This window comes from Microlunatus sp. Gsoil 973 (assembly GCF_009707365.1).
Classification (GTDB): Bacteria; Actinomycetota; Actinomycetes; order Propionibacteriales; family Propionibacteriaceae; genus Microlunatus.
In genome coordinates, this window is record NZ_CP046122.1 from 3,664,791 (window position 1) to 3,689,708 (window position 24,918).

The following is a 24,918-nucleotide window of genomic DNA, read 5'->3' on the forward strand; positions in this document are numbered from 1 at the left end:
CGGATCAGCCGCGGTCGATCCGTACCGTCTGGACCCGGGGTGGATTCTGCGGCGTCAGCGAGATCTCGCAGCGCAGCGAACCGTTCCGCCCCGGGATCGTCCACGCCAGTTGTGCCGGGGCCCGGCCGATCGGTGCGGATTTGATCAAGGGCAGCGGTTCGTCAGCGGGTTCGACCTCGGCGACCAGGGCGGCCCAGCGGGTACGGCGCCGGTCCAGGTCATCGTCAAGCGGGACGTTGTCGGCGAACAGCTGTTCGGCGAGTTGGTCATCCCACTCTCGGAGGAGTCGCTCCACGCCGAGCCGGGCAGCCTTGGTCTCCGGCCACAGGTCCGGCTCGTCGTCGGGGACGGCCAGCTCGTCGAGGATGGTACGCAGCGCCCGGCTGACCGGCCCCGCGGGTTGACTGTAGGTGCCGTTCTCCAGTCCGATGACGCCGATCCCACTGGCAGCATGCCAGCGCATGTGAGCGCCGAATCCGGGGTAGCCGCCGGAGTGGCCGATGATCGCGCCGTGCAGGTCAGACTCCTCGACGACCAGTCCCATGCCGTAGCCCGCGCGGCCACCGGGACCGGACGGGATCGGCGTGTGGATCGACTGCATCAGTCGGCGACTGAGGTGGCCGAGCGGTTGGCCGTGATCATCGGTGTTGGTGAACGCCGCGGCCAACCACCCCACCCAGCGGGCCAGGGCTCGTGGTGTCGCGAACACGCCGCCGATCGGTGAGAACGCGCCGGGGGCGGAGAACGGCAGTGGTGTCCACGTGTCGTCGATCCGGCGGTGGCCGACCGCAACACCGTCCGGCGCGGCGACGTCCGCGTCGTAGCCGATGCCGTCCAGTCCCAAGGGGGTGATCAACTCATCGGTGACCGTGGCGACGTAGTCACCACCCGCTGCCTGCTCGATCACCTGTCCCAGCAGGGCGAAGCCGAGATTGGAGTACTCGTAACGCTCCCCCGGTCGGGCGGTGAACCGGATCCCCGGAGCCAGCAAGGCCGCGAACTGATCACCAGTGAGCGATTCCTGACGGTCGGCCCAGGGATCATCGGTCGGCAGCCCGGCCGACATGGTCACCAGTTGCCGCAGCGTCGGCGGGCCCACCGGGTGTCCGTCCGGACCGATCAGCGGGCCTGTCTTCACGTACCGGCTGATCGGGTCGTCCAACGACACCAGACCCCGCTCGACCATGATCAGCAACGTAGCGGCGGTGAAGCTCTTGGTGCACGAGGCGATCCGGTAGGCGGTGTCGATCGTCGGTGGACGACCGGAACCGGCATCGCCGAATCCATTGGCGAAGGAGATTCCCGACGGGGCGAAGACGGCGTAGATCGTCGACGGCGTGATCCCCCGGTCGACCCGATCGGCGAACAGGGCGTCAACAGCAGCGTGGGTCAGAGCGACGCGATCGGTGTCATGGCGCACAGCCCGTACGCTATCGCCGGCCGACCCGGCCGGATCGGCCCGGGTCGGTCAGCCGTATGCCTGTTCGACCGCGGCACTCGCGATCGAACAAACGACCTTGAAGGTGGTCATCGCGTCGGTCATCGTCGGGGCGTCGTAGCCCACCGACCTCGGACCGAGTTGATCAACGGTCGGGATGATGGCGGTGGCATCGGCAAGTTGCACGGCGTCGAAGTCGATCTCGATCCGGTGGGCCGCGCTGACCGGAGTGGTCCTGCCGACCCGGGTTGCGGCGCGGCGGGCCGCCTCACGTTGCAGTTCGGCTGTACGGACCGGCGACAGGCAGACCGCGGCGTACCGGCTGACGTACTCCTTGACCGCCACCCCGACCGCGTCCGGTGCGTAATCCAGGCCGTCGCCACACGTCCGGTCATCCCCGGTGATCATGATCACCGGAACGCCGTATTCGGCTGCCAGTGCGGCATTCAGTCTGCCCTCGGAAGCGATGACACCGTCCAGCCGGACCTGGGTGATCGAGTTCGCCAGATAGGTGTGCGCAAGGATGCCACGTTCCCCGGCAGCGGCGTGGTAACCGACGAAGGCGACCCCGTCGACGTCCTCACCGTCGATGCCCTCCATCATGCCGAGCCGCTTGTGCCGACCGGTGAGCATCCGCACCCGGCCGTCGAGTTCCTCGAGGACGAGATTGCGCATCGTTGAGTGCGCCTCATTGACCAGGACGTCGATGCCGGCGTCGAGGAGTCCGACGGCGGTGGCGTTGACGTCGGCGGTGAAAAGATGCCGGAAGCGGTGCCATTCGTCGGTACGCGGCACCACATCTCCGGGATGGGTCACCCCGGTCGCACCCTCCATGTCCGCGGAGATCAACACCACCATGATCACATAGCTCCCAGGTCAGCAGTCCGGTCAACCGAGGCTATCGGGTGCGGCTCGGCCGCCAGCACACCGAGGGGGTCTTCGACACCGCAGGAGGTGCACTGCGCCGCAGTGACCGGGCCGGGCTGTCGGCATCGTCGGCATGGTCCCGTGATCGGCAGGAGATCAGACTCGGCGGGGACGATCCGGCCCTGTCCGTCGATCTCCTGCACCACACCGTCGGGACGGACCGCCAGGGCCAGCGGGCGGCCGGAATCGGTGACGTCGAGCCGGACCGGGCGTCCAAGGGTGATGGCGACCGCAGCGCAGCGGGCGATCATGCCGGTGCGCAGGATCTCGGCCGACGCCGCCCAACAGGGGTGCAGGACGTTGTTGATCACCAGGGTGCCGTCGGTCTCGCTGTCGATGGTGGCGGTGATCCGTGGCCAGCCGACAACCGGTTCGACGCCACCGGCCCGGTCCCTTCCCGGGATCATCACAACCCTCGGGCCACCGCCGCGGCAGCGGCGAGCCAGGCGCGTTGTGTCTCGGGTTTGAGCGATCCGTAGCGGAGCAACCCGTCCACCATCGCCGGATCGAACGGGATGGTCACGGTGGCTCGGGTCAGTGCCTGATAGCCGGCGGCCACCCGGGCGAGGTCGGCCGGCCTGGCCGTCGGGTCGGCCTGACTGACGACCGCGACCGAGGATCTGGCCAACCCAGCCGAGTGCTCGTCGCGGTCGGCCAGCGCCTCCAGCAGCAGTGCGCCCGCCTCGGCATGATCATCGCGGGTTGTCGTCGCCACGACAAGTTGATCGGAAAGATCGATCATCCGCAGCCACATCGGATCGGACTCGTCGTTGCCGCTGTCGATGAAGATCAACCGGTAGTACTTGCCGAGGACGGAGTGGATCGCGTCGACGTCCTCCGGATCCAGCCGCTGCAGGTGCGCCAGCACCATCGGCTTGGACCGCAGCACGTCGTACCGGTCCCGGCTCTGATGGTGGACGTAGTGGGCAAGGTCGGCGGACTGGGCCTGGGTGCCGAGCAGCCGCGGGATCTCCGGCAGCAGATCGTGCAGCGACGCTTCGTGCTGTCCCTGTTCGGTGCGCCAGCCCAGGGTGCCGCGGGTCTGGTTGTTGTCCCAGGCCACCACACCGGCACCGCCGAACCGGGCGAACACGGCCGCCAGCAGGATGGTCGCCGGAGATTTGCCCGCCCCGCCCTTGCCGTTGACGATGGCGATCGTTCGCGGTCCGGGCCAGTGCTGGCTGACGGCCTGGACGTCGGATCGCTCGGCCCGCTCGGCCTCGTTCGGTGCCACCTTGATTCCGACCTTGCCAAGGAAGCCGCGGAAGCCCCGGGATGCAGGCTCCTCGATCTGTTCGCGGGTCAGGAACGACTGCCTCGGTTGCGGTGCCGGTGGCACCTGTCCTGGGGATTGCAGTGCTCCGGGCGCCTGTATCGCACCGGGCTGCTGTAGCCCCCGGGCAGGTTGGGCCGGTTGGCCGAAGGTTCGTGCCAGCGGCCTGTCCGTGGGCACCGGGCGCGGTCCCGGCTCGGCGGTCGGCTGCGGTGGGTCCGCTGATGGCGGTGCGACGGTGGTGTTGGGATCGGCCGATATCGCAGGATCCTGGTCCGGCCACGGCCCGGTCGGGGCGGCACCGACGTGCAACGGTACGTGCTCATCACCCGGCACCGCCGGGATATCCTGGCCCTGCGCTGCCTGCCCTGCCGGACGCTGATGATCATCGGCGGTTGCATGATCAACAGCCGCGCGGTGGCCGGCAGCCACCGTTTCACCGGACGGCGGAAGTCCAGGATCGAAGTCGGTGAGGTCGGCCGGACGATCAGTGGGCGTCGGAACCGATGCCGCTGGCTCGGTGCCACCGCCGACCCTGCCGGTCGGCGCGGGAGGCTCGGTGACGGCTCGTCGACCGGGCCGCGGTTGATCATCTTCGTCGGCGGTGACGGCACCGTCCGGGTGCACGATCAGCGGCCAATAGCCGTCCGGGCCACTTGTGCTGACCCGAACGGGGCGTCCCAACCGCCCGGCGATGTCGGTGACATTGCGGATGATCGCCACCCGAACCTCTTCCAGGTTGCCGGCTGCGATCGACTCTGCAGCACCGTCGACGATCACCTCGCCGGTGCCGTCCTCGCGGGCCACGGCCTCGATCCGTGGCCAGGTCGGAACGGTCTCTGGCGTACTCATCGATGCTGTCTCCTTGCCGATGGGGGTCAGGGCCGAGGGGGTCAGGTGGTAGCCGATGAACGGTATCCCCGGGCGCCCGAGGACCGTCATTGGATCGTATAGCCGCTGACGGCCCAGACTTGACCCGTGCCCGCCCGTTCCAGCACGACGATGTAAGTCCCGAGCGGTTCGGGGAAGCTCGTCCAGCCGTCCGACCCATGATCCATGCAGACGGGGGTCACTGCCCGTACCGCCCGATGGTCGACGGTCGGCGGACTCTCACCGATTCCGCCGATCTCGGCCCGTACCGTGGTCCAGCCATGATGCTCGACCAGTCGGGTCCACCGCTCGCCCGGTGCGCTCAGCGGTTGTCCGGCCAGCAACCGGGACCGCAGCGCGGGTGTGGCGAAGGCGGCTGCACGGCGCACCGCGTCGTTGGGTCGCCGGTCCAACCGGGTGTCCCACAGCTGGAGGCGTACGACGAAGGCCGCTGCGACGGCATCGACTCGGTGTCGATCAACGGTGCGCAGCGCCGGCGTCACCCCCGAGGGCTGCCCGTCGGAAGGTTCGGCGGGACCGGGCCGGCCGCGGCCATCGTCGGATCCGCGGCAGGTGATCCGGGCGGGGACCGGGGCGGCGATGCGGTCGGGTGCGCCGGGGCTGCGCAACCGGTGATCAGCAGGGCGGCACCGATCGTCAGCGCAGTACCGAATCTGCGGCTCATCCCCCGGTCACCCGCATCACGACCGGTTCGGCGTCCCGGTAGTAGCTCGTCGTGTAGTCGGCCCGCACGATGTCGTCCTCCGGGTCGGGATGGGGATGCGACGCGTGGATCATCAGATGATCACTGAGGATCAGCCCGACATGATCGGGTAGCGCGCCGCCCTCGATGTGGAAATAGACGAGATCGCCGCGCCGCCTGTCCTGCCACGCCACGTGTCGAAGTAACGGCGAACCCACCTGCTGGAAAGTGGTCCGCGGCAGGTCGACGCCTGCTGCGTGCCACGCATGCCGCATCAGGCTGGAGCAATCCCAGGCGTCCGGCCCGTCGGCGCCGAAGACGTACCGATCATGATCTTCGGCTTCGGCCGCAGCGATCGCTGTCTCGAGCCGGCCGCTCTCCGGCGGCGGTCCGGCACCGGCGAACCGCTTCCGAGTTGCCAGGATGATCTTGATGTAGTCCCGGGTCTCGGGGATCGCCGGAACTCCGTGCGACATCAACACCGCCCCCGGACCGGCGTTGTAGCCGGCCAGCGCAAGGCTGACGACGTCACCGTTCACCCTGCCCTGAGCGATCCAGGATCTGATCATGCCGACCAGCCTGCACAGGTAGTCGGCCTGGCTGCCGATCGCATCAGCGGCATTCCAGACATCGGCCACACCGTCACCGCTGTGGTCGGTTCCCCAGCTGTGCCAGGTCGCCGGCATGAACTGCGCTATCCCCTGAGCGCCGACCGGTGAGACTGCTCTGACGTCGAAGCCCGATTCATGCTGCAACTGCGCCGCAATCAGCGGTGCGGTGATCTCCGGGCAGCGGGTCCCGGCCCGGCTGACGAATCGTTCGTAACCCCCGGGCACGCTCCCGGGGAGCAGAACTCCTGCCCCCGTATGCGAATCCTCACCGACCGCACCGAACACGATCAACCCGAGCACCAGCATCAACATCACCAGCGGTGCGCAGATCACCGCGACGACGGCGGCGACCTTCGCACTGATCATGAACCACCTCCCCGCGGTCCGTCACGTGTCGCGGATGCTCCACGTCGTACCGGCGATCATGGCGTTCCCAGCCCGGAGGTCCGGCCAATTGTCCACAGATAGCAGTTATCCACAGATCCTGGCGTCCGACGGCTGCTCAGCCCCACCGGCGGTCGCTGACGTGCTGAGCTTCCGATGCGACATCCGAATCGTCGAGAGGTCCCATCCGATGTCCCAGGAGCCCAATCCGTGGGTGTCACGGCGGCGGCGCAGCCGTCCGGTCCGGGTGTGCGTGCCAGCCGGCTGCTGCCGCCCGCGACCGGCCCGGTGGAGCCGCAGCGGGATGTTCCGGCGCCCGGTGTCGGCGATCGGCTGCCCAGCAGGTCCCATCCACGGCCGGCGCAACTCTGGGTGTTGGGCACACACGGCGGCGCCGGAGAGTCGACACTCGCGTCCCTGTCCCCGACCTGGGCAGCGGCCCGGCACGCCTGGCCCGTGGTCCGCGACTCGGTTCCTGCCTCGGTTCTGCTGGTCGCCCGATCACATCTTCGGGGATTGCGGTCGGCGCAGGCTGCCGCGCGGCAGTGGGCCTCCGGGCTTGTCCCGCAGGCCGATCTGGTCGGCCTGGTGGTGATCGCCGACGCTCCCGGGCGGCTTCCCCGATCGCTGCAGGATCTCACCCGGCTGATCGGCGGAGGAGTCCCGCGCCTGTGGCAGCTGCCGTGGATCGAGAGCTGGCGGGTCGGTGATCCCGGTGATCTTTCCCGCGGCGATCTTCCCCGACCCGTTCGTCGAATGATCGACGAACTCGACCGCTTCGCACCACCGGTGAAGAGAACACCGGCAACAGAAAGGAGAACCGATGATGCACGCAGGGCTCATCGCGACGCTGACCCACTGGGTGGCACTGATCCCGCTCGACATCCCCAACCCGAAGGCACAGATGCCGGAAGGTCTGGACGGCTTCACAACGATCCTGGGCTGGGCCAAATGGGTCGCGCTCGCGGTCTGCGTCCTTGGGCTCATCGCGGCCGGCGCCATGATGGCGATCAACGCGCGCCGGGGCGAGGGCGGTGAACACGTCGGCCGGATCGGCATGGCCCTGGGCGGGGTGATCGTGATCTCTGCTGCCGGATCACTGGTCGGCTTCCTCTCCTGACCCGACACCGGTTTCCGGTCCTCAGCACAGGCAGGTGACATTCGGATGGCGGTCGACTCCGCGACACGAGGCCCGAGGACGTACGGCAACTGGCGACGTCCGACGTCCCCAGGTCTGCTCGGTCTCGGTTCGATGGGTACGGCGCTGTTGCTGGGCGGTTTGATCATGGTGGTCTTCACCGTCATGATCGCCGGCGTTGTCCCTGCGGCGATCATGGGTTTCGGGTTGGCGGTTGTCCTGCTGTTGTTGCTGACCAAGGACGGACACGGCAAGAGTCTGATCTCTCGGGGCGCGGCTCGGATCGGCTGGGCGGCCGCCCGGTCCAAGGGCAGCCAGCTGTACCGCTCCGGACCACTCGGCCGCACCCTGTGGGGTACGAACCAACTGCCCGGGCTGGCAGCCCCGACGCGGCTGAGCGAACACACCGATTCCTATGGCCGACGGTTCGCAATGATTCACACGCCCGCGAGCGGCAGCTACTCGATCGTGATCGGTACCGAACCGGACGGTGCCGCGCTGGTCGACCAGGAACAGATCGACCTCTGGGTCGCCGAATGGGGGCACTGGCTGGCAGGTCTGGGCGACGAGACGGGACTCGAGGCGGCTGCGGTGACGATCGAGACCGCGCCGGACTCGGGCACGCGATTGCGCCGCGAGGTCGAACTGCAGCTCGATCCCGCCGCGCCGCCGTTCGCCAGGGCGGTGCTCGCCGAGGCGGTGGACAGCTACCCGGCCGGGTCGTCGACGGTGAAGGCCTATGTTGCGATCACCTTCTCGGCCCTGAGCAGGGCGGGCGGCAAGAAGCGCGGCGCCGAGGAGATGGGCCGCGAGATCGCCGCGCGGATGGCTGGATTCACCGGCGGCCTGCAGGCGACCGGCGCCGGAGCGGCACACCCGCTCTCGGCACAAGAACTGTGCGAAACGATCCGGATCGCGTACGACCCCGCTTCGGCCTTGCTGATCGACGAGGCCCATGCCATCGGTGATCCGCCGGAGCTCCTCTGGACCGACGTCGGGCCAACGGCGACGCAGGCGTCGTGGGATGGCTACCGGCACGACGGTGCCTACTCCTGCACCTGGGCGATGACACAGGCTCCGCGTGGCAGCGTGCAGTCCGGCGTCCTGGCGCGGCTGCTCGCCCCGCACCGGGACATCGCGCGCAAGCGGGTGACCCTGCTCTATCGCCCGATCGACGCCGCCCGAGCGGCGGCGATGGTCGAGGCCGATCTGCGGGCCGCGGAGTTCCGGCAGACCTCTTCGGCGAAACCGGCCGCCCGCGACGTCCTGGCAGTGCGGTCGGCGGCCGCCACGGCAAGCGAGGAGGCGGCCGGAGCCGGGCTGGTCAACTTCGGCATGTTGGTCACCGCCACCGTGCTCGACAGTTCCCGCGCCGCGGACGCCCGAGCCGCGATCGACAACCTGTCCGCAGCGGCTCGGGTCAGGCTCCGGCCGGTCTACGGCAGCCAGGACAGCGCCTTCGCCGCGGCGCTGCCGCTCGGCCTGGTGCTCGCCAAGCACCTGCGGGTGCCCAGTGAAGTGAGGGACAAGTTCTGATGATGGGGACGAGGCAGCGCGGGTCGAAGGAACGCAAGCCGACGCGGCTCCGCCCGTTACGGCCGCCGATGCGCGGCTGGCTGGGCCGGGGCCGCGGGGAATCCACCTATCTCCAGGCACCGGACGAATGGCGCGGAACGACAGTCCAGGTCTGCGGTTTGTGGCCGTACGCGATCGGTACCGGAACGCCGATGGTCGGAGTTCCGCTCGGTCGACACATCCACACCGGTGCGACGCTGTGCTGCGATCCCATCGCCTGGTTCCAACGGGCGAAGTTGATCAGCAATCCCAGTGCCTTCGTGCTCGGAAAGCCGGGCCTCGGCAAGTCGACCTGTGTTCGGCGGATGGCGACCGGACTGTCGGGCTACGGGGTGATGCCCTTGGTGCTTGGCGATCTCAAGCCCGACTACGTCGCCCTGATCCGGGCGCTCGGTGGTCAGGTGATCACGCTCGGCCGCGGTCGGGGGCATCTCAACGTGCTGGATCCCGGCGAGGCGACCGAAGCGGCGCACCGACTGGAGTCACGGGGCTACCGGCGGGAAGCCGCGCAGGTGCTGGCCGACGCACACGGTCGCCGGCAGACGATGGTTTCGGCGTTGCTGTCGATCATGCGATCTGCCCCGCCCAGTGACCGGGAGGAGACGATCATCGATCGGGCGTTGCGGGTGCTCGACGCCCGGCACCCCGGCGTACCGGTCCTCGGCGATCTGCTTCGGGTGATCAAGGATGGCCCCGACGAAGTCAGATCGGTCGCCCTCGACCGCGGCGATCATCGGCGCTACCAGGACATCACCGAGAATCTCGAGGCGTCGCTGATCGGCCTGACCAGCGGCGGACGACTCGGGGAGACCTTCTCCCGGCAGACCACCAGCCCGATGCGCCGGGACACGCCGATGGTCTACGACGTCTCGGCCGTCGATGACTCGGAGCTGGATCTCCAGGCGGCCACGTTGCTGGCCTGTTGGTCGGCGGGCTTCGGCACGGTCAACGTCGCCAATGCGCTGGCCGATGCCGGACTCGAGCCGCGCAGGCACTACTTCGTGATCTTGGACGAACTGTGGCGCGCATTGCGCGCCGGCCGCGGGATGGTTGATCGGGTCGATGCGCTGACCCGGTTGAACCGGCAGCGCGGCGTCGGGATGGCCATGATCAGTCACACGATGAGCGACCTGCTGGCGCTGCCCGCCGAGGAGGACCGGATGAAGGCCAAAGGTTTCGTCGAACGGTCCGGCATGGTCATCTGCGGTGGCCTGCCATCGGCCGAGATGCCGCAGCTGACCTCGGCAGTGCCCTTCTCGTTCACCGAGCAGCAGATGTTGATCGGCTGGCAGGACCCGCCGGCATGGGATCCTGCCACCGGCCGGGAGACCGACCCGCCGGGACGCGGAAAGTTCCTGATCAAGGTCGGCGGTCGGCCGGGTATCCCGATCAGTGTGCAGTTGACCAGCGTCGAGCGCGGAATCCACGACACCAACCGGTTGTGGCACGAGCAGAGCCGGATCAGCGCTGATCGGCAGGAGGAGTCGTGAGCCGGCCAAGCAACCGCCGCCGCGATCCGGGCGGGTTGTCGGCCGAGTTGCTTCTGCTGTTGGCCGGTATCGCGCTGGTGGCCGGGACGACCTTGCTGATCAACGTCGGAGTGCGGTTGGGCAACGTCATCGACGGTGGCCGCACCCGGTTGCCCGCCGATCCGTTGGAGCTCCTCTTTGCGACGATCATCGGCGACCTCCCCTGGCCCGCAGCCGCAACGCCGGTGCTCATCGCCGCGTCAGTGCTCCTGCTCGGGACGGTGATCCTGGTGTGGCGGCTGGTCCATCGGTTCAGGCAGATCGGCAGCCGGGTCGACAGGACGGCGACGGTCCTCGGCCGTGGCAAGGAGGTGGAAAGTCTCAGCGAGCGGTCCGCCCTCCGCACCGCAGCCCGCCTCGGTGTGGTCGGTTCACCAGGAGTGCTGATCGGCCGCACCGTCCAGGGCGACCGCCCGCTGTACGGCTCATGGGAGGACATGCACATCGACATCTCCGGGCCGCGGAGTGGCAAGACGACCAGCCGGGCCATCCCCGCGATCCTCGACGCGCCGGGCGCTGTGCTGGTCACCTCCAACAAGCGTGATGTCGTCGACGCCACCCGGGATCTGCGGGCGAAAACCGCTCCGGTGTGGATCTTCGATCCGCAGTCGATCGCGGGTGAGGAACCGACCTGGTGGTGGGATCCCCTGAGTTATGTCACCGACGAGGTCAAGGCGTCCCGGCTGGCCGAACACTTCGCCGCCGGCACTCGTGACCCGGGTGCACGCACCGACGCATTCTTCGATCCGGCCGGACAGGATCTGCTCGCCGGGCTGCTGCTTGCGGCGGCCCTCGACCGGCGGCCGATCACCCAGGTCTACGCCTGGGTCACCCGGCCGACCGACGAGACGCCGGTGGACATCCTGCGTGGCCGCGGCTACACGTTGACCGCCGACCAGGTGGCCGGCGTGGTCACCGCCCCGGAGCGCCAACGTGGCGGCATCTACGGCACCGCGCAGCAGATGGCGACCTGCCTGACCAACCGGTCCGTCGCCCGCTGGATCACCCCACCGACCGAGACATCGACCTGGCGTCCGCACTTCGACCCGACCGCATTCGTCAGCTCCTCAGCAACGCTCTATTCGCTGTCCAAGGAGGGACGCGGGACGGCCGGGCCACTGGTCACCGCGCTCACGGTTGCAGTTGTCGAGGCTGCCGAGGAGGCGGCCGCCCGATCACCGGCCGGCCGGCTGCCCACACCGATGCTCGGGGTGCTCGACGAGGCCGCCAACGTCTGCCGCTGGAAGGATCTGCCGGACCTCTACAGCCACTACGGATCACGCGGCATCGTGCTGATGACGATCCTGCAGTCCTGGTCCCAGGGTGTCGACGTCTGGGGCGAGTCCGGGATGAAGAAGCTGTGGAGCGCTGCGAACATCAAGATCTACGGCGGCGGCGTGTCCGAGGCCCAGTTCCTGGAGGACCTGTCCCGGCTGATCGGCGACTACGACCGGCTCGCCTCCTCCACCTCAAGCAGCCGAGGGCAGAAGACGGTCTCCCAGCAACTCCAGCGGGAGCGCATCCTCGACGTCGCCGATCTGGCCGCCATGCCGAAGGGCCGGGCCCTGGTCCTGGCATCCGGGGCGCGACCGACCCTGATCAGGACTCTGCCGTGGATGTCCCGCCCGTACGCCGACCGGGTGCGGGCCTGCATCGCCACCCACGATCCGCGATCCCCGCGCACCGTCGACGGTCCGTTCTCCTCGACGGCGCCGTCGTCGATGGCCACCCTGTCCGCGACGGACCTGATGCAGGAGACGAAGAGATGACCGATCTGCTCGACCCGGCACCGCGCGACGCTCAGCCCTACGACGTGGACGATTTCGGCACCGAGGCGGAGGTCACGCTCTACTACGGCAACGTCGACGAGTTCGTCCGGGACTTCCTGCGGCACATGTACAAGCGGCGGGTCGACGGCCGCAACCGGGTGTGGTCGGCCCGCTGGTGGAGTTACGGCGAGGCGATCGCTCGACTGGAGGCACTGTGGCGCTCCTGGGAGTATCTGCGACAGGACCCGTCGACCGGGATGAGCGTCTGGTGGCGTGATCACGCCGACTATCACATGCCGGTCCTGTTGGACCCGGACGGAGTCTTCGCCGACACCGCCGACGACCCGGCCAACACCAACCGGCGGGGTGAGCCGTTGCCCTATGCAGCACCGCCGGAGGGAATGTTCCCCGACGTCCGGTCGCGGCCGCTCTGATGCCCAGGCCGCGCACCTGATTGAAATTGACACGATCTTGAGGAAATGTCCGTGTTGGACATGTCCGATTTCGGACATCCGGTGCTAGCGTATCGATTGGGAGAGAGCCATGGACCTCCTACCCGGGGCCCATGGTGACCATTGGGGGATGTGACCTGTGACGCCCTAGGACGTTGCACGTCGATGGTTGTCCGTGCCAGACGCCATCGACCGCCGGTGACATCTGATGCGATGGCCGCCCAGCCGAAGCCGTGGGGGATTCGGCTGGGCGGTCATCGTCAGTCCGGGCCAGTCAATTCCAAGTGCTCTCGCCGCTGTCGGCCGGCCGCCCCCTGGACAGCCGGCCGAAGCTCCTTGCGCCGAACGAACACCGCCTGGTACGCCGCCTCGTCCAGCAGCCCGTCCTCCAAGGCCTTACCCAATTCGTGCAGTGACTCGACGTGGCTGTCCACAGCCATCCGACCGCCGTGCTCGCTCCCGGACGACTCCGGCCAGCGGCTGAGCTGGTCGATCAACTCGTCCCTGCTGAGTTCTCCCGCCGTGAAACGCTGCGCGATCTCGTACACGCTGGCCCCGGAGAACCCGGCGGGCGGATCGGCGATCTTGGCGGCCGACTTGAGCGCCGAGCTGATCGACGGCTGGGTCAGGCCGAGCGCCCTGGCCAGATCTGCCTGCGTCATCCCGGAGGCAAGGCGGCGGAGCCCTCGGAGATAGTCCAGCCGATCCACGATGTGCCTGTGTCGCAACCGGCGGAGGACCACCAGCGGTGGATCCCCTGAAGTGGCCCTGCTCGTCGAGCTGCTGGGCGGCGACTCGGCCACCGTCGCCTCCTCCCGGTTGGGCACCGCACCTTTGATCTCCGACGCCGGCCAACATAACCGCCGGAAGGACCACATCCGGCTGCGTCCGCGGGCAGTCACCGGGCGGACTCAGGATGCTGCAGCCGCCAGGTAGCGACGATTGACCATCGCCTGCACGCGGTTGCTGACCGTGCTGCCGAGTCGGGCCAGCAACCAGGCGTTGCGGGAGAAGGCCCGGAGATTGAAGACCACCCGGTCATCATCGGTGAGTTCCACGTCGAACCGTTCCTCCCCTGTCTCCGGATGGCCGGGCAGAGTCCCGTACGCAAAGGCGGCTCGCCGGTCGTCGGTGATCAGATACACGACCCGGCACCTGGTGTCGATCTTGACCGGACCCAGCGGGAGCGTGGCGATCAGGATGGCGCCCTGCCGCACCTGTGGGTCGGATACCTGCAGTGCCAGACCGGATTCGGAATGGATCTGCCAGGTCAGCAGCCGGTCGGAGACCTCCAGGAAGCGCTGCCGACCGTGACCGACGTCGATCCGCGCCTCGAGCCGGCGGTACCCGCGAGGGAGTTGATCTTGACGGGTGGCGCCGACCTCGGGATAGCTGAACGGTGTCGTCGTGAACCGGTCGGCGAGGGACTCGACGACGCGGAGCTGTGAATCGGGCATCGGAACCCCACTTTGCGTCATCAATCGGTGAATCAGCTCGACTGTATCGTTGAGCCGTGCTGAAAGCCGCTCCGCATGCCAGCAGGTGCGGTCTCCACCGATCCGGCACGGCGGGACCATGAGCACCCATGATCACGGCGCCGGGACGGCGCAGAACCGGACGCGTCTGACGGTCGCCTTCGCGATCACCGCGGTGATCCTGGTCGCGGAGATCATCGGCGCGGCAGTCACCGGATCGCTGGCACTGATCGTCGATGCCGGCCACCTGTTGACCGACGCCGGCGGACTGGCTGTCGCACTCCTGGCGGCGAACCTGATGGTCAGACCGGCCACTGATCGGCGGACCTGGGGCTATCAACGGGCCGAGGTGATCGCCGCCACCGCCCAGGCGGCGGTGCTCTTCACCGTCGGCCTGTTCGTGTTGGTCGAGGGCATCCGTCGGTTGCTGTCGCCGCCGGAGATCCCGTCGGGCAGCCTGCTGGTGTTCGGCATCGTCGGCCTGCTCGGCAATCTGGTCTCCATCGCCGTCCTGTCCGCTGGCCGGTCCGCCAACTTCAATCTGAGGGCGGCGTTCCTCGAGGTGCTCAACGACGCCCTCGGATCGGCCGGTGTGATCGTCGCCGCGATCGTGATCACCCTGACAGGCTGGCAGCGTGCCGACTCGGTCGCCGCCCTGCTGATCGGTGCGCTGATCCTGCCGCGCGCGTTCACGCTGATGCGCGAGACGATCAATGTGCTGATGGAAGCCACCCCTCCGGATCTGGACCTGGAGGTCGTCCGGCAGCATCTGCTCGGCGTTGATCACGTACGCGAGGTGCACGACCTGCACGCCTCCCAGATCTCTTCCGGGCTGCCGGTCCTGACGGCGCACCTGGTCCTGGACCAGGAGTGCTTCTCCGACGGTCACACACCACAGATCCTTGATCAACTGCAGGAGTGTGTGGCGCGGCACTTCGCGATCAGTGTGGAACATTCCACCTTCCAACTGGAGCCGGACACCCACCAACGCCACGAGCACGTGCCGCACGCCTGAGCCTCGGCCGGCGTCGCTGGACGCGGGCACACGGACGCCGTGGTCCGGGTCGGAACTGCGCCCATCACGCAGGTGCCAAAGGTCCCTATGACCATCGGGCCCGATGGACAAGGCTCTCAGCGACGGCGGTTAACCGACGGGAGACGACGTTGGCTTCGACGGCAGCATCGGGAACGGCGGGGGCCGTGGTCCTCAGACACGCCGCGATCCAGGCGACCTACGCCCCGTCGGTCTACAACACCCAACCCTGGATCCTGCGGCTGACCCCCGACGACCTCGCCGTGCACGCCGATCCGGGCCGATGGCTGATGTCCCTTGACCGTATGGGTCGCCAACTGTTGATCAGCTGTGGCTGTGCGTTGTTCAACGTCCGTACCTCGGTGGCCGCGGACGGCTGGCAGGCTGACATCCGGCGTACTCCGGCCAACCTTCCCGACGAGACCTTGATCGCGACGGCCACCGTGTCCTCAACCGGGACCGGGGTAGCAGATCCGGTGCTGGCCGAGCTCAATCCGTGGGTCCAGGCCGGGCCCGACGACTCCGTCCGACGGAGCCCGGCCGACCCGATGTACCTCAGCGAACGGCTCCGTGCTGCGGCAGTGGCCTCCGGCGCGGAGCTGATCCCGGCCACCGGGCCGACGAGTCGGACGGCACTGCAGCAGGCGATCGACCACGCCGAGCAGGTGTACCGGCCGGATCAGGATGCGCGGACTGCCCGGTGGTCCTCGGCGGGAGTACTCGGGTCATCGGAATGGAGCAACAGCCCGGTCCAGTCGGAGGCGTACCTGCTCACCTCGGTGCTCGTCACTCCGGGTGACGCTGCTGAGGACTGGATCACCGCCGGCGAGGCCATGCAACGCATGTTGCTGGAGCTGGCCCGTTCCGGGTATGCCGCCGACCTCTGCCTGCCCGCGATCGAGGTAGCCGCCGTCCGCGCCCGGATCCAGGACATCATCGGCAGCGCCGCGTCCCCGCAGGCCGTGTTGCAGATCGGTCCGGCGGATCAGGCGTCGCCGACCCCGCAACGGCGGTTACTGCTCGACGTCATCAGGGAATCCGCCGATTGATGCGACCGGGCGCAGCTGTGGTCCGACTGCTGCGTCCTCGCCCGCTGATCACCAATGCGACTCGGGTCGGATCGAGTCGAACAGATGTTGCATCGCCACGTGCCCTGATTGGACCATTGCCGGCTCATGGGTCATCGGTATGCCGGCTACTCCCACGGAGTACGGCAGGCTCGGCGACCACCGTGGGTGTACCGCCACAGCCCGCAGTGTGGCTCCGGTCCGGCGCGCATAGTCGGCCGCCCATTGCAGTGCAGCCTCGGACTGAACTGACTGATCGATTCCGACAACGACGGTTTCTCTGGTCATCTGCCGACCTCCTTGTGGCTTGCCGACCATCAGAACTGCCAGCACCAGCGTTGTCCCGGCGGTTTCCCCGCACCAGCGGCGATGGTCCTCTGGCCAGCTCCGAAAGTCCCCGAAGGGACCGGGACATTCGCCCACAGATCGCACGTGACCGCTGAGTGGGCAGTGAGAAATTGACCGTCGCACGGAAACGCTGCCGCGCGTACCGTGTCGGGTATGGGTGGTGAGGGTGACTCGGGGTACCAGCTGAACTTCCCTGACGCGCCCAAGCTCGAGCTCGACGAGCTGATCGACCAGCTGGTCAGCCGAGCGGAGAGCGTCAGGCGGGCGCAGGGCCGACTGAGGAACCTGCTGCGTGCAACCCAGTCCGTTAGCGGCGACCTGTCGCTGGAACGGATCCTGCGGCGCATCATCGAGTCCGCCAGGGAGCTCGTCGGTAGCCGCTATGCCGCGCTTGGTGTGATCGGGAATGATCATCACTTGGAGCAGTTCATCTATGTCGGGATCGACGACCAGTCGGCGACAAAGATCGGGCACCTGCCCGAAGGCAAGGGATTGCTCGGAGCGCTGATCAGTGATCCGCGGCCAATTCGACTCGACCGGATGAGTGACGATCCGAGGTCGGCGGGTTTCCCAGCGGATCATCCGCCCATGGAATCCTTCCTCGGGGTGCCGATCAGGATCCGGGACGAGGTCTACGGGAATCTCTACTTGACCGACAGCGTCAACGGACGGTTCAGCGCAGAAGACGAAGAACTCCTCAGTGCGCTGGCCTCGGCCGCCGGAACAGCCATCAACAACGCTCGGCTGTATCGCGAGGCCCAACAGGAACACCGCTGGTCCGAGGCGTCCGCGGAGGTGCAGGCACAGTTGCTCAGTAGCACCGGCGAAGACCCCCTGCGGACCATCGCGCGACGAGCGATTGATGTGTCCGGATCCGATCTGGTGACCGTCAGCCTGGTCGACCCGACCGATGAAGCCGTGATGGTCGAAGCAGCGTTCGGCCAGGGCGCCGAGGATCTGCTCGGTCGTCGGTTCCCGTTGAACGAGACGATCGCCAGTCAGGTGATCGAGTCCGGAGAGCCACTGCTGCTGGACAATCCACTGGCTGGTGGTCCGCTGCCCATTGCGAATCTGGCTTTGATCATGGACGCTGGACCGCTCATCGTCGTCCCGCTGCGGGACGAGGAGCGGACCAGGGGTGCGCTCACACTGATCCGGCGGCGAGGCCGGACCGGATTCACCGACGCAGACGTTCGGATGGCCAGCGGCTTCGCCGCCCATGCCAGCGTGGCGTTGCAGTTGGCCGATGCCCGGGAGTTCGCCGAGCAGATGGTGATGTTGGAGGAACGCGACAGAATCGCCCGGGATCTTCATGATCATGTGATTCAGGAACTGTTCTCTGTCGGCCTGGGGCTGGAGAGCATCGCCGGACATCTCGAGGGATCACCGGACGTCGCCAGGCGGATCATCGGAAAGGTTGACGAGATCGACCGGGCGATCCGGCGGATCCGCACCAGCATCTTCACACTGCAGGGCGGGCTCATCTCGACGCCCGGGGAGGCGTTGCGGAACCGGATCCTCCAGATTGCCGGTGAGGTCACACCGCTGCTCGGCTTCGCTCCGGCCGTCTCGTTCACCGGGCTCGTGGATTCCGTGGTCGACGCGTCACTCCTGGACGACGTGATCGCCTGCGTCCGGGAGTCGCTGACCAATGTGAGGCGTCACGCCCACGCGTCCTCCGTGTCGATCGACGTCCAGTTGAAGGGGACGAAGCTGACCATCCGGGTGGCCGACGACGGTATCGGCATGCCGAAGGACCCCGAGCGCCGAAGCGGCGTCGCCAACCTGGCCACCCGTGCGGAAAAGCGTGGCGGTTCGCTGCGGATCACTTCGCGCGACGGCGGTGGAACGCTGCTCGAGTGGACGGCGTCGGTCAATGGGCGCAGCTGAGCGATACAGGTCGGCACGTCGTCAGCGGTTTGCCTGAAGAACCGTAGAAGCCGTCGCGCTCGGGCCGAGGTGAGCGTCCTGCGGCGCAGGAACAATGACCACGGGTACCGTCGCGGTCTCGGCGCAGTAGGCGGCGACCGGCGACCCAGGTCGGTGCGGGGCCATATGGTGTCGGCCGATGACCAGCAACTGGGCGTTCTCCGCGGCCCGCACCAGTTCCGGACCCGGCTCCCCGATCAACTGTGTCAGCGTCCAGCCCGATTCCGGATGGGAGGAGGAGAACTCGAGGTCGATGGTGCGTCGTGCCTGCGCACTCCAGTCGAGTTTGACGTCCGGAACCGACACTTCCGTCGGCTGCGAATCCTTGGCCGGATGCACGCAGACGACACTCAGCCGTGCGCCGGTGCGGCGGGCATAGTCACTCGCCCACCGAAAGGCAGCCCGGGATGCCGGCGTCGTGGTCAACCCCACCACCACCGACCCATGGAACCGGGCGCTGGTCTCCTTCGCTGACAACGATTGATCCATAACCGCAGCCTGACCCGCCTGGTTCCGTCCTGCTACAGACGTTGGGCCGCCCACCCCGGGACCAAGTTCCTCTGTGAGCCACAGAGAAGCACGCAGATGTGCCCTGACATTGGTCCCGGGTCCCCGGGGACCTGTGGACCTAGCACGACGGGCGGCGCACAAGAAGACTTGGTGATCAATGGCACCGACACGGAGTTGATCATGACGCACATCACTGTAGGGATCGATGGCTCGACCGGCAGCACCCGAGCACTCGAGTGGGCTGCCGCGGAGAGTTCGTTGACCGGCTGCGATCTGGAGATCGTGCACGCTGTCGACCTCCCCAGGACCGGCGGCATCTTCACCAACACAGCGATCGGCGACAAGGCGATCACGGAGATGTCGAGGTTCAGCCAGGACCTGCTGGACATTGCCGCCCGGCGGGCAGCCGAGGTGGCTCCCGACGTCCGGATGTGGACCCGTACCGAGGTCGGCTCACCGGCCGCCGTGCTGTCCGCCGCCTCAAGTGATGCCGAAGCGGTCGTCGTTGGCAGCCGAGGGCTCGGTGCGTTCGAGAGCTTTATCGGCTCGGTCAGCGTCAGGGTGGCCACCCGGGCGGGCTGCCCGGTGTTCGTGATCCCCGACCAGGACACAGAACCGAGTCGCGGCGGACCCATCGTGGTGGGCGTCGACGACTCGGAGTACGGCGCGGCGGCGCTGCGGTTCGCGTTGCAGGAGGCGCTGCTCCGCAAAACCTCGATCCGTGCGGTCACGGCCTACCAGTTACCGATGGTCAGTGTCCCGCTGCAACCCGGCGTGATGACCAGCTTCGAGCAGGACGAACACGAGCGGGCGCTGGCGACGATCGAGAAGTTGCTCGACCAGGTGCGCACCGACGAGACCAACGACGTCAAGACGGAGTCCGCGGTCGTACAGGGTCCGACGGTCGAGGGGATCCTGGCCCACGCCAACGACGCACAACTGATTGTTGTGGGTTCGCACGGCCGGGGCATGGTACGTCGTCTGCTGCTGGGATCAGTGAGCCGCCGGCTGCTGTACGAGACGGACCGCCCGGTTGCCGTCGTCGATCTGCCGCACTGACCAACTGGCGGTGATCACGGGAGGGTTTGAGAACCGGTGCGACGTGCCGGGCGGGCGGTCAGGGGTCGCCCGCCCGGCAGACGCAACACCGCCGATGATCACGACCGGATCGGGGCCGGTGAACGGGTAGCCCGGCCAACAGTTCACCCGATATACGCACGCGGGTGAGGGCTGATGGTCTTACGGGCTTCGTCAACCCGCCCTCGATCGCCGGTCACCGACCATGTCTGGCCCCGGTCAGCTGGTGATCGCCTTGGATTCCCGCTGTTCGGACAGGACCTGGATCTTGCGGGGCCTGGCCTTCTCCGACACCGGGATCCGGATCCGGAGTACGCCGTCGGTGTAGGACGCGGAGATCTGGTCCAGGTCAAGGTTGTCGCCGAGGATCAGCTGCCGGCTGAACACGCCACGCGGCCGCTCGGCGGCGATCTGTTCGCCGGGCATCTCCGAGACCGGTCGTTCGGCCCCGATGGTCAACACGTTGCGTTCGACGTCGAGATCGATCGACTCCGGGTCGATCCCCGGCAGATCGAACTCGACGTGGAAGGTGTCGCCGTCGCGCCATGCATCCATCGGCATGACGGCCGGTCGGGCAGACGTGCCGAACACCTGTTGAGTAAGGCGATCGAATTCGCGGAAGGGGTCGGTACGCATCAACATCCTTGGTTCACCTCCATCGGATCTACAGAAACATCGATGCGCAACCTCCACTAATCTGTGGAGTTATCATAGATATAGCGTGTGGATCCGATAGATTCAAGTCCGCGGAGTTCGGTGTGTTTCGCCGATCGCTGAGCAGTGCGGATCGTTCCTGGAAAGGGGTTGCTCTGAGGTGTCGAGCCCAAGTCCGGATCGTCCGGTTTTCGGGATCGCCGTGGCCGCGGAGCTCTCGGGCACCGGGGCCCAGAACCTGCGCGCCTACGAGCGGGCCGGCCTGGTGAGACCGGGCCAGGACCGATGGTGGCACCCGCCGCTACAGCCAGCATGACGTCGACCGGCTCCGCCGGGTCTGCGAGCTGATGGACGCCGGATTGAACCTCGCCGGTGTTGCGATGGTGCTCCGGCTCCAGGACGAGAACCACGCGTTACGTGATCAACTCGATGCCTTCCGCGGCAGCGGGCGTCCCACACGGAGCCGACGGGAGTGATCATGGAAGCTGGTGCTGGTTACGCCCAGCAGGAACTTCCCAGCAACCACTCTCGCCGGTGATCATCGGCTCCCCACCGAGCCGCTCAGTCACCGCCCAGTGACGACTTCTATCCTGCAACCACCGAGGACATCGCCTCGCAAGGACGGAAGGACTGCATCGGTGACGGACACCATGACCGCACGCACGGTGACGATCGCGAGTGGCGACGGCACAGAGATCGAGGCCTATCTGGCCACACCAGACGATGCGGGACGGCGGGGCGGCGTCGTCGTGATCCACCACATGCCCGGCTATGACCGGGCGACCAAGGAGATCGTCCGTCGGTTCGCCGAACTCGGATACGACGCGATCTGCCCCAATCTGTACTGGCGACAGGCACCGGGCGCTGAGCCGAGCGATGCCGCCGCAACGGTTCGCGCCCAGGGCGGAGTGTCCGATTCCCAGCTGGTCGACGACGTGGGCGGCGCCGCCGCCTACCTGCGCGCGCAGGACTGGAGCAGCGGCAAGGTCGGCGTGATCGGCTACTGCTCGGGTGGCCGGCAATCGGTCCTTGCCGCGTGCTCGCTGCAGCTTGACGCGGCAGTCGACTGTTATGGGGCGCTCGTGGTGGGAACCCCGCCGCCGGAATCCTCGAGACCGAACCTGGTCGAGCATCTGCCCAAGTTGTCGGCTCCCCCTGCTGGGGTTGTTCGGCAACGACGACCGCTCACCCACGCCGGAACAGGTCGACGAACTCGACCAGCGGCTCACCGACCTGGACAAGCCGCACGAATTCCACCGCTACGACGACGCCGGTCACGCGTTCTTCGCCGTCGACCGGCCGTCGTACCGCGTCGCCGCCGCCAATGACGGCTGGGAGCGGATCGCGGACTTCTACCGGACCCACCTGAGCTGACCAGAGAGGCTGCCATGTGTACCTACAACACCGTCATCACCGATGTCTCGGGGAGCGCGAAGGGTCCGTCCAGCCGGTGGTTCCACGTCGACCGGGCAACCGTCTACTACGACCACCCGGTGCACGTGATGGCCGGGCATGCCCTCAACATCGACCTCACCGAATCTGCCGGTGGCCCCGGCCAGCGGGTGGCGCTCGAACTGACCGCGGACTCGGCCCGAGCGCTGGTGCGGGCCATCGAGGACGCGCTTGCCGCGGTTCCTCCGGAGATCATCGCCGCCGGTTGATCTAGATCGGAAGGTCAGCATCGCCGGAGAACCGGTGCGCACCGCGTCGGGCCTTGGTGGCAAGGTAGTTCCGGTTCTCGGCCGACAGGTGCAGCCCGGTGGGAATCTGGTGCTCGACGGTGATGCCCAGCCGGTCGAGTTGCCGGGCCTTATCCGGATTGTTGCTGAGCAGCCTGATCACCGGCACGCCGAGCGCGAACAGCATCTGGGCGGCGACCGTGTAATCACGTTCGTCCTCGGAGTGATTGAGGGCGAGGTTGGCCTGGTAGGTGTCGAGTCCTTGATCCTGAAGAAGATAGGCGTCGAGCTTGTTGTACAGGCCGATGCCGCGCCCCTCCTGGCGAAGGTAGAGGATGTAGCCGCCCGCCTCGGCGATCCGGTGGATCGCTTCGTGCAACTGCGGTCCGCAGTCGCAGCGCAGGCTGCCGAACACGTCACCGGTCAGGCACTCGCTGTGCGGCCGCACCAGCGGCGGGCGGCGCGAACCATCCCGGAGCGCCGGCCCGTCGAAGCGCAGCGCGACGTGTTCGCCAAGATCGACCAGATCATCGAAGCTGATCATGGTCGCCCGGGTCTGCACAGTTCCGACGGAGATCGGGATGTCAACGGCGGTCCGGATCTGTGCCGCGGGCAACGCCGTTGGGGCCGGGCCGGCCGTCGGAACTCGTGGTTCATCGGTCGGCTCGACGTCGCGTCGGGTCTGTGCAGTCATCGGGGCCTCCTTGCCGGTTCGACGAATCGTTGACCTGCGCATCGAGTGATGGCCACATTGCTACCCGCTCCGGTGAGTTGAGCGAGTAGTGCAGCACTGTCATGCGGCCGACCCGCTCGGTACGCGCCAGACAACGGTGCAGTGCCGACCGACTGTGCAGCCGGTCGTCATATACCCAGCGGGGCGCCCGGTCATCGCTGACGAAGACCGGCGCGACGGCCAGCCGTATCCAGTCGACGAGGCCGGTGCGGAGCAGAGCCGTGTTCAGCACGCCGCCTCCTTCGACCAGCAGCCGTCCGCCTCCGCGCCGGCCCAGGTCGGCGGCAACTCCGGCGAGGTCGATCGGATCCCCGCCGTCGACGACGCCCGCAGTGGTGTTCCGCAGTTGTTCCCGCAGTCCCGGGACGGCGGATGACGGGGCGTAGACCAGGGTCGGGGTATCGGGTGTCTGGAAGATCGCCGCTGCCGGGTCGAGTCGGCCCGATGACGTGATGACGACCCGGATCGGTGAGGCCGGGCGGCCGCTCGCGATGCGTCGGTCCCGCCGGTCGGCGCTCCGGACCAGCAGCCGGGGATTGTCGGCTCGTACGGTCTGAGCACCGACCATGAGTGCGTCGCAGTCCGCGCGCAGCGCATCAACTGCGTCGAAATCCTCGGCACCGGAGAGGATGAGCCGGCTCGCGTGATCGCCCGTCGGCCGATAGCGATCGAGATACCCGTCCAGTGATATCGCCGCACTGATCACGACAGACGGGATCGACAGCTCAGTCATCGACGGTGATCTCCCGCGCGACGGGTCCTGTTATCGGTCGGCCGCGCCGTGCCGCCGTACGGCGCCGGCCGGCCAGCAGAACCACGACTCCGGGCGACACGGCCACCAGCGTAAGCACGCCGTAGGCCGTCGATGCGGCAAGACCCGGACCCGCGCCGATCCCGGCCAGAGCGAACAGCCAACTCGCGGCGCCCTCCCGCGGCCCCCATCCGCCGATGTTCGTGGGCAGCGCGGAGGCGACCAGGATGAGCAGGGCCAGTGGGACCAACTGGCGCACCGGTGCCCCGACGCCGACTGCTCGCGCGGCGATCAACAGGACAAGGACGTGACCGGCGATCACCAGTGTGGACAGCGAAACGATCGGAGCCAGTGACGTCGGGTGGAGCAGTCCCCGGAGATCGGCCATCGCCGGCCGCCGGACTCGGCGCAGACCACCGACCACCAGGATCCCGAGCAGCAGGACGCCCAGGCCGCCCAGCACGGGGTACAGCGTGCGGTCGCCGAGACCGCGCACCAGACCGGTGATCGGCCCGGAGTGCAGCAGGAGGCAGATTCCGATCACCCCGACGGTGAGAGCGACCTGTACGGCCTGACCGAAAGAGCGCTCCCAGGCGACCGAGCGGATCGCCGGGCCTCGGGCTGCTGTGCGGCCGCCGTGCCGCAACGCTCGCTCGACGTCGCCGACGACGCCACCGGGCAGCAGTCCGTTGAGCAGTTGCGACCGGTAGTAGGCGGCCAGTGCATCCGGCAGGCGGAGCCGTACGCCCAGCGCCCGCGCCACGGCGGTCCAGCGGGCGGCCGCGGCAGCCGTGGTGATCATGGTCACCGCCACGGCGGCCAGCAGCGCCGACGGCGTGATCGAGCGGAGCCCGGTCAGCAGAGCGCCGTCGCCCTGCCGGATGATCACGACGGCAAGCACACCGATGCCCAGCAGAACGCGCATCAGCGGCCACCACCGAACGGCACGCCGACGCGCCGCCCGAACCATCGTCGGAATCGGCATCCGGTCCC

Annotated in this window: 25 protein-coding genes and 3 pseudogenes; 14 read left to right on the forward strand and 14 right to left on the reverse strand. The window is 67.8% G+C overall.

The window, feature by feature from the left end; genetic code table 11:
• Positions 1–4: 4 nt before the first annotated feature.
• From GJV80_RS17305 to GJV80_RS17330, 6 genes are all read right to left on the reverse strand, one after another.
• Complete coding sequence (locus GJV80_RS17305; RefSeq protein WP_154688967.1) at positions 5–1,420, reverse strand: serine hydrolase; 1,416 nt, start codon at positions 1,418–1,420, stop codon at positions 5–7.
• A 48-nt stretch (positions 1,421–1,468) separates the two neighbouring features.
• Entirely contained in the window at positions 1,469–2,296 is an 828-nt protein-coding gene (locus GJV80_RS17310; RefSeq protein ID WP_154690343.1) for a M55 family metallopeptidase, read from the reverse strand.
• A 2-nt stretch (positions 2,297–2,298) separates the two neighbouring features.
• Complete coding sequence (locus tag GJV80_RS17315) at positions 2,299–2,772, reverse strand: hypothetical protein (protein ID WP_154688968.1); 474 nt, start codon at positions 2,770–2,772, stop codon at positions 2,299–2,301.
• Positions 2,772–4,490: a hypothetical protein gene (locus GJV80_RS24185; RefSeq protein ID WP_230207799.1), complete on the reverse strand. Its 1,719-nt coding sequence runs from the start codon at positions 4,488–4,490 to the stop codon at positions 2,772–2,774. Before GJV80_RS24185 ends, GJV80_RS17315 begins: the two co-directional genes overlap by 1 nt.
• A gap of 86 nt (positions 4,491–4,576) precedes the next feature.
• Complete coding sequence (locus GJV80_RS17325; protein ID WP_154688969.1) at positions 4,577–5,011, reverse strand: hypothetical protein; 435 nt, start codon at positions 5,009–5,011, stop codon at positions 4,577–4,579.
• 178 nt (positions 5,012–5,189) lie between these two features.
• The gene (locus GJV80_RS17330; RefSeq protein WP_154688970.1) at positions 5,190–6,188 is read right to left on the reverse strand and encodes an NlpC/P60 family protein; all 999 of its coding nucleotides are present in this window, start codon (positions 6,186–6,188) and stop codon (positions 5,190–5,192) included.
• 174 nt (positions 6,189–6,362) lie between these two features.
• On the opposite strand from GJV80_RS17330, the pseudogene GJV80_RS25170 reads away from it, so the two are divergent.
• The 6 genes and pseudogenes from GJV80_RS25170 to GJV80_RS17355 form a co-directional block, all read left to right on the forward strand.
• A pseudogene (locus GJV80_RS25170) lies at positions 6,363–6,908 on the forward strand (DUF6668 family protein); the annotation flags it as partial.
• A gap of 121 nt (positions 6,909–7,029) precedes the next feature.
• Positions 7,030–7,326: a hypothetical protein gene (locus GJV80_RS17335; protein WP_195908986.1), complete on the forward strand. Its 297-nt coding sequence runs from the start codon at positions 7,030–7,032 to the stop codon at positions 7,324–7,326.
• 45 nt (positions 7,327–7,371) lie between these two features.
• On the forward strand, positions 7,372–8,880 hold the full coding sequence (locus tag GJV80_RS17340) for an SCO6880 family protein (protein WP_195908987.1): 1,509 nt from the start codon (positions 7,372–7,374) through the stop codon (positions 8,878–8,880).
• Complete coding sequence (locus tag GJV80_RS17345; protein ID WP_154688971.1) at positions 8,880–10,409, forward strand: ATP/GTP-binding protein; 1,530 nt, start codon at positions 8,880–8,882, stop codon at positions 10,407–10,409. The genes GJV80_RS17340 and GJV80_RS17345 overlap by 1 nt, the downstream gene beginning before the upstream one ends.
• A complete protein-coding gene (locus GJV80_RS17350) occupies positions 10,406–12,217 on the forward strand; it encodes a type IV secretory system conjugative DNA transfer family protein (protein WP_154688972.1) in 1,812 nt (603 codons plus the stop codon). The genes GJV80_RS17345 and GJV80_RS17350 overlap by 4 nt, the downstream gene beginning before the upstream one ends.
• The gene (locus GJV80_RS17355) at positions 12,214–12,651 is read left to right on the forward strand and encodes a DUF4913 domain-containing protein (protein WP_154688973.1); all 438 of its coding nucleotides are present in this window, start codon (positions 12,214–12,216) and stop codon (positions 12,649–12,651) included. Before GJV80_RS17350 ends, GJV80_RS17355 begins: the two co-directional genes overlap by 4 nt.
• 278 nt (positions 12,652–12,929) lie before the next feature.
• Here GJV80_RS17355 and GJV80_RS17360 read toward each other — a convergent pair whose 3' ends face one another.
• Both GJV80_RS17360 and GJV80_RS17365 read right to left on the reverse strand, forming a co-directional pair.
• Positions 12,930–13,496, reverse strand: a complete 567-nt coding sequence (locus GJV80_RS17360) for a helix-turn-helix transcriptional regulator (RefSeq protein WP_195908988.1) — start codon at positions 13,494–13,496, stop codon at positions 12,930–12,932.
• Between the two features lie 84 nt (positions 13,497–13,580).
• Positions 13,581–14,126 carry a DUF1990 family protein gene (locus tag GJV80_RS17365; RefSeq protein WP_195908989.1) on the reverse strand — a complete coding sequence of 182 codons (546 nt, stop codon included), beginning with the start codon at positions 14,124–14,126 and terminating at the stop codon, positions 13,581–13,583.
• A 118-nt stretch (positions 14,127–14,244) separates the two neighbouring features.
• Here GJV80_RS17365 and GJV80_RS17370 point away from each other — a divergent pair, with 118 nt between their 5' ends.
• The gene (locus GJV80_RS17370; RefSeq protein WP_154688975.1) at positions 14,245–15,159 is read left to right on the forward strand and encodes a cation diffusion facilitator family transporter; all 915 of its coding nucleotides are present in this window, start codon (positions 14,245–14,247) and stop codon (positions 15,157–15,159) included.
• A 149-nt stretch (positions 15,160–15,308) separates the two neighbouring features.
• Positions 15,309–16,226 (forward strand): hypothetical protein, encoded by a 918-nt coding sequence (locus GJV80_RS17375; protein WP_154688976.1) that lies wholly within the window; start codon positions 15,309–15,311, stop codon positions 16,224–16,226.
• 48 nt (positions 16,227–16,274) lie between these two features.
• On the opposite strand, the gene GJV80_RS25175 is transcribed toward GJV80_RS17375, so the two are convergent.
• Positions 16,275–16,562: a universal stress protein gene (locus tag GJV80_RS25175; protein ID WP_370518859.1), complete on the reverse strand. Its 288-nt coding sequence runs from the start codon at positions 16,560–16,562 to the stop codon at positions 16,275–16,277.
• 183 nt (positions 16,563–16,745) lie between these two features.
• On the opposite strand from GJV80_RS25175, the gene GJV80_RS17385 reads away from it, so the two are divergent.
• Positions 16,746–18,482, forward strand: a complete 1,737-nt coding sequence (locus GJV80_RS17385; protein ID WP_154688977.1) for a GAF domain-containing protein — start codon at positions 16,746–16,748, stop codon at positions 18,480–18,482.
• Positions 18,483–18,503: 21 nt separating this feature from the next.
• On the opposite strand, the gene GJV80_RS17390 is transcribed toward GJV80_RS17385, so the two are convergent.
• Complete coding sequence (locus GJV80_RS17390) at positions 18,504–19,010, reverse strand: universal stress protein (protein ID WP_154688978.1); 507 nt, start codon at positions 19,008–19,010, stop codon at positions 18,504–18,506.
• Between the two features lie 171 nt (positions 19,011–19,181).
• Here GJV80_RS17390 and GJV80_RS17395 point away from each other — a divergent pair, with 171 nt between their 5' ends.
• The gene (locus GJV80_RS17395) at positions 19,182–20,090 is read left to right on the forward strand and encodes a universal stress protein (protein ID WP_195908991.1); all 909 of its coding nucleotides are present in this window, start codon (positions 19,182–19,184) and stop codon (positions 20,088–20,090) included.
• Positions 20,091–20,327: 237 nt separating this feature from the next.
• Here the strand turns inward: GJV80_RS17395 and GJV80_RS17400 are convergent, their stop codons facing one another.
• Entirely contained in the window at positions 20,328–20,750 is a 423-nt protein-coding gene (locus GJV80_RS17400) for an Hsp20/alpha crystallin family protein (protein WP_154688980.1), read from the reverse strand.
• A 341-nt stretch (positions 20,751–21,091) separates the two neighbouring features.
• Between GJV80_RS17400 and GJV80_RS24190 the strand changes: the two are divergent.
• The 4 genes and pseudogenes from GJV80_RS24190 to GJV80_RS17415 form a co-directional block, all read left to right on the forward strand.
• Positions 21,092–21,238 (forward strand): annotated as a pseudogene (locus tag GJV80_RS24190) (hypothetical protein); the annotation flags it as partial.
• 174 nt (positions 21,239–21,412) lie between these two features.
• Positions 21,413–21,859: pseudogene (locus tag GJV80_RS25180) on the forward strand (dienelactone hydrolase family protein); the annotation flags it as partial.
• A complete protein-coding gene (locus tag GJV80_RS24620; RefSeq protein ID WP_255455484.1) occupies positions 21,834–22,136 on the forward strand; it encodes a dienelactone hydrolase family protein in 303 nt (100 codons plus the stop codon). The pseudogene GJV80_RS25180 and the gene GJV80_RS24620, both read left to right, overlap by 26 nt.
• Before the next feature lie 14 nt (positions 22,137–22,150).
• Positions 22,151–22,423, forward strand: coding sequence for a DUF6295 family protein (locus GJV80_RS17415; protein ID WP_154688981.1), 273 nt, complete (start codon positions 22,151–22,153; stop codon positions 22,421–22,423).
• 1 nt (position 22,424) lies between these two features.
• Here the strand turns inward: GJV80_RS17415 and ribA are convergent, their stop codons facing one another.
• Genes ribA through GJV80_RS17430 form a run of 3 tightly spaced genes read right to left on the reverse strand, consistent with a single transcriptional unit; the run spans position 22,425 to position 24,910 of the window.
• Complete coding sequence (gene ribA / locus GJV80_RS17420; RefSeq protein ID WP_154688982.1) at positions 22,425–23,135, reverse strand: GTP cyclohydrolase II; 711 nt, start codon at positions 23,133–23,135, stop codon at positions 22,425–22,427.
• The gene (locus GJV80_RS17425; protein WP_154688983.1) at positions 23,095–23,907 is read right to left on the reverse strand and encodes a dihydrofolate reductase family protein; all 813 of its coding nucleotides are present in this window, start codon (positions 23,905–23,907) and stop codon (positions 23,095–23,097) included. The genes ribA and GJV80_RS17425 overlap by 41 nt, the downstream gene beginning before the upstream one ends.
• Positions 23,900–24,910 carry a lysylphosphatidylglycerol synthase transmembrane domain-containing protein gene (locus GJV80_RS17430; RefSeq protein ID WP_154688984.1) on the reverse strand — a complete coding sequence of 337 codons (1,011 nt, stop codon included), beginning with the start codon at positions 24,908–24,910 and terminating at the stop codon, positions 23,900–23,902. The genes GJV80_RS17425 and GJV80_RS17430 overlap by 8 nt, the downstream gene beginning before the upstream one ends.
• Positions 24,911–24,918: the final 8 nt, after the last annotated feature.

Coding starts and splice junctions, on each gene's coding strand:
- GJV80_RS24185 (WP_230207799.1), bottom strand. CDS start 4,490: ATGAGTACGCCAGAGACCGTTCCGACCTGGCCACGGATCGAGGCCGTG.
- GJV80_RS17310 (WP_154690343.1), bottom strand. CDS start 2,296: ATGGTGGTGTTGATCTCCGCGGACATGGAGGGTGCGACCGGGGTGACC.
- GJV80_RS17315 (WP_154688968.1), bottom strand. CDS start 2,772: ATGATCCCGGGAAGGGACCGGGCCGGTGGCGTCGAACCGGTTGTCGGC.
- GJV80_RS17345 (WP_154688971.1), top strand. CDS start 8,880: ATGATGGGGACGAGGCAGCGCGGGTCGAAGGAACGCAAGCCGACGCGG.
- GJV80_RS17425 (WP_154688983.1), bottom strand. CDS start 23,907: ATGACTGAGCTGTCGATCCCGTCTGTCGTGATCAGTGCGGCGATATCA.
- GJV80_RS17355 (WP_154688973.1), top strand. CDS start 12,214: ATGACCGATCTGCTCGACCCGGCACCGCGCGACGCTCAGCCCTACGAC.
- GJV80_RS25175 (WP_370518859.1), bottom strand. CDS start 16,562: ATGGTCGGCAAGCCACAAGGAGGTCGGCAGATGACCAGAGAAACCGTC.
- GJV80_RS17370 (WP_154688975.1), top strand. CDS start 14,245: ATGAGCACCCATGATCACGGCGCCGGGACGGCGCAGAACCGGACGCGT.
- GJV80_RS17415 (WP_154688981.1), top strand. CDS start 22,151: ATGTGTACCTACAACACCGTCATCACCGATGTCTCGGGGAGCGCGAAG.
- GJV80_RS17340 (WP_195908987.1), top strand. CDS start 7,372: ATGGCGGTCGACTCCGCGACACGAGGCCCGAGGACGTACGGCAACTGG.
- GJV80_RS17365 (WP_195908989.1), bottom strand. CDS start 14,126: ATGCCCGATTCACAGCTCCGCGTCGTCGAGTCCCTCGCCGACCGGTTC.
- GJV80_RS17385 (WP_154688977.1), top strand. CDS start 16,746: ATGGGTGGTGAGGGTGACTCGGGGTACCAGCTGAACTTCCCTGACGCG.
- GJV80_RS17335 (WP_195908986.1), top strand. CDS start 7,030: ATGATGCACGCAGGGCTCATCGCGACGCTGACCCACTGGGTGGCACTG.
- GJV80_RS17330 (WP_154688970.1), bottom strand. CDS start 6,188: ATGATCAGTGCGAAGGTCGCCGCCGTCGTCGCGGTGATCTGCGCACCG.
- GJV80_RS17400 (WP_154688980.1), bottom strand. CDS start 20,750: ATGTTGATGCGTACCGACCCCTTCCGCGAATTCGATCGCCTTACTCAA.
- ribA (WP_154688982.1), bottom strand. CDS start 23,135: ATGACTGCACAGACCCGACGCGACGTCGAGCCGACCGATGAACCACGA.
- GJV80_RS17390 (WP_154688978.1), bottom strand. CDS start 19,010: ATGGATCAATCGTTGTCAGCGAAGGAGACCAGCGCCCGGTTCCATGGG.
- GJV80_RS17430 (WP_154688984.1), bottom strand. CDS start 24,910: ATGCCGATTCCGACGATGGTTCGGGCGGCGCGTCGGCGTGCCGTTCGG.
- GJV80_RS24620 (WP_255455484.1), top strand. CDS start 21,834: ATGGGGCGCTCGTGGTGGGAACCCCGCCGCCGGAATCCTCGAGACCGA.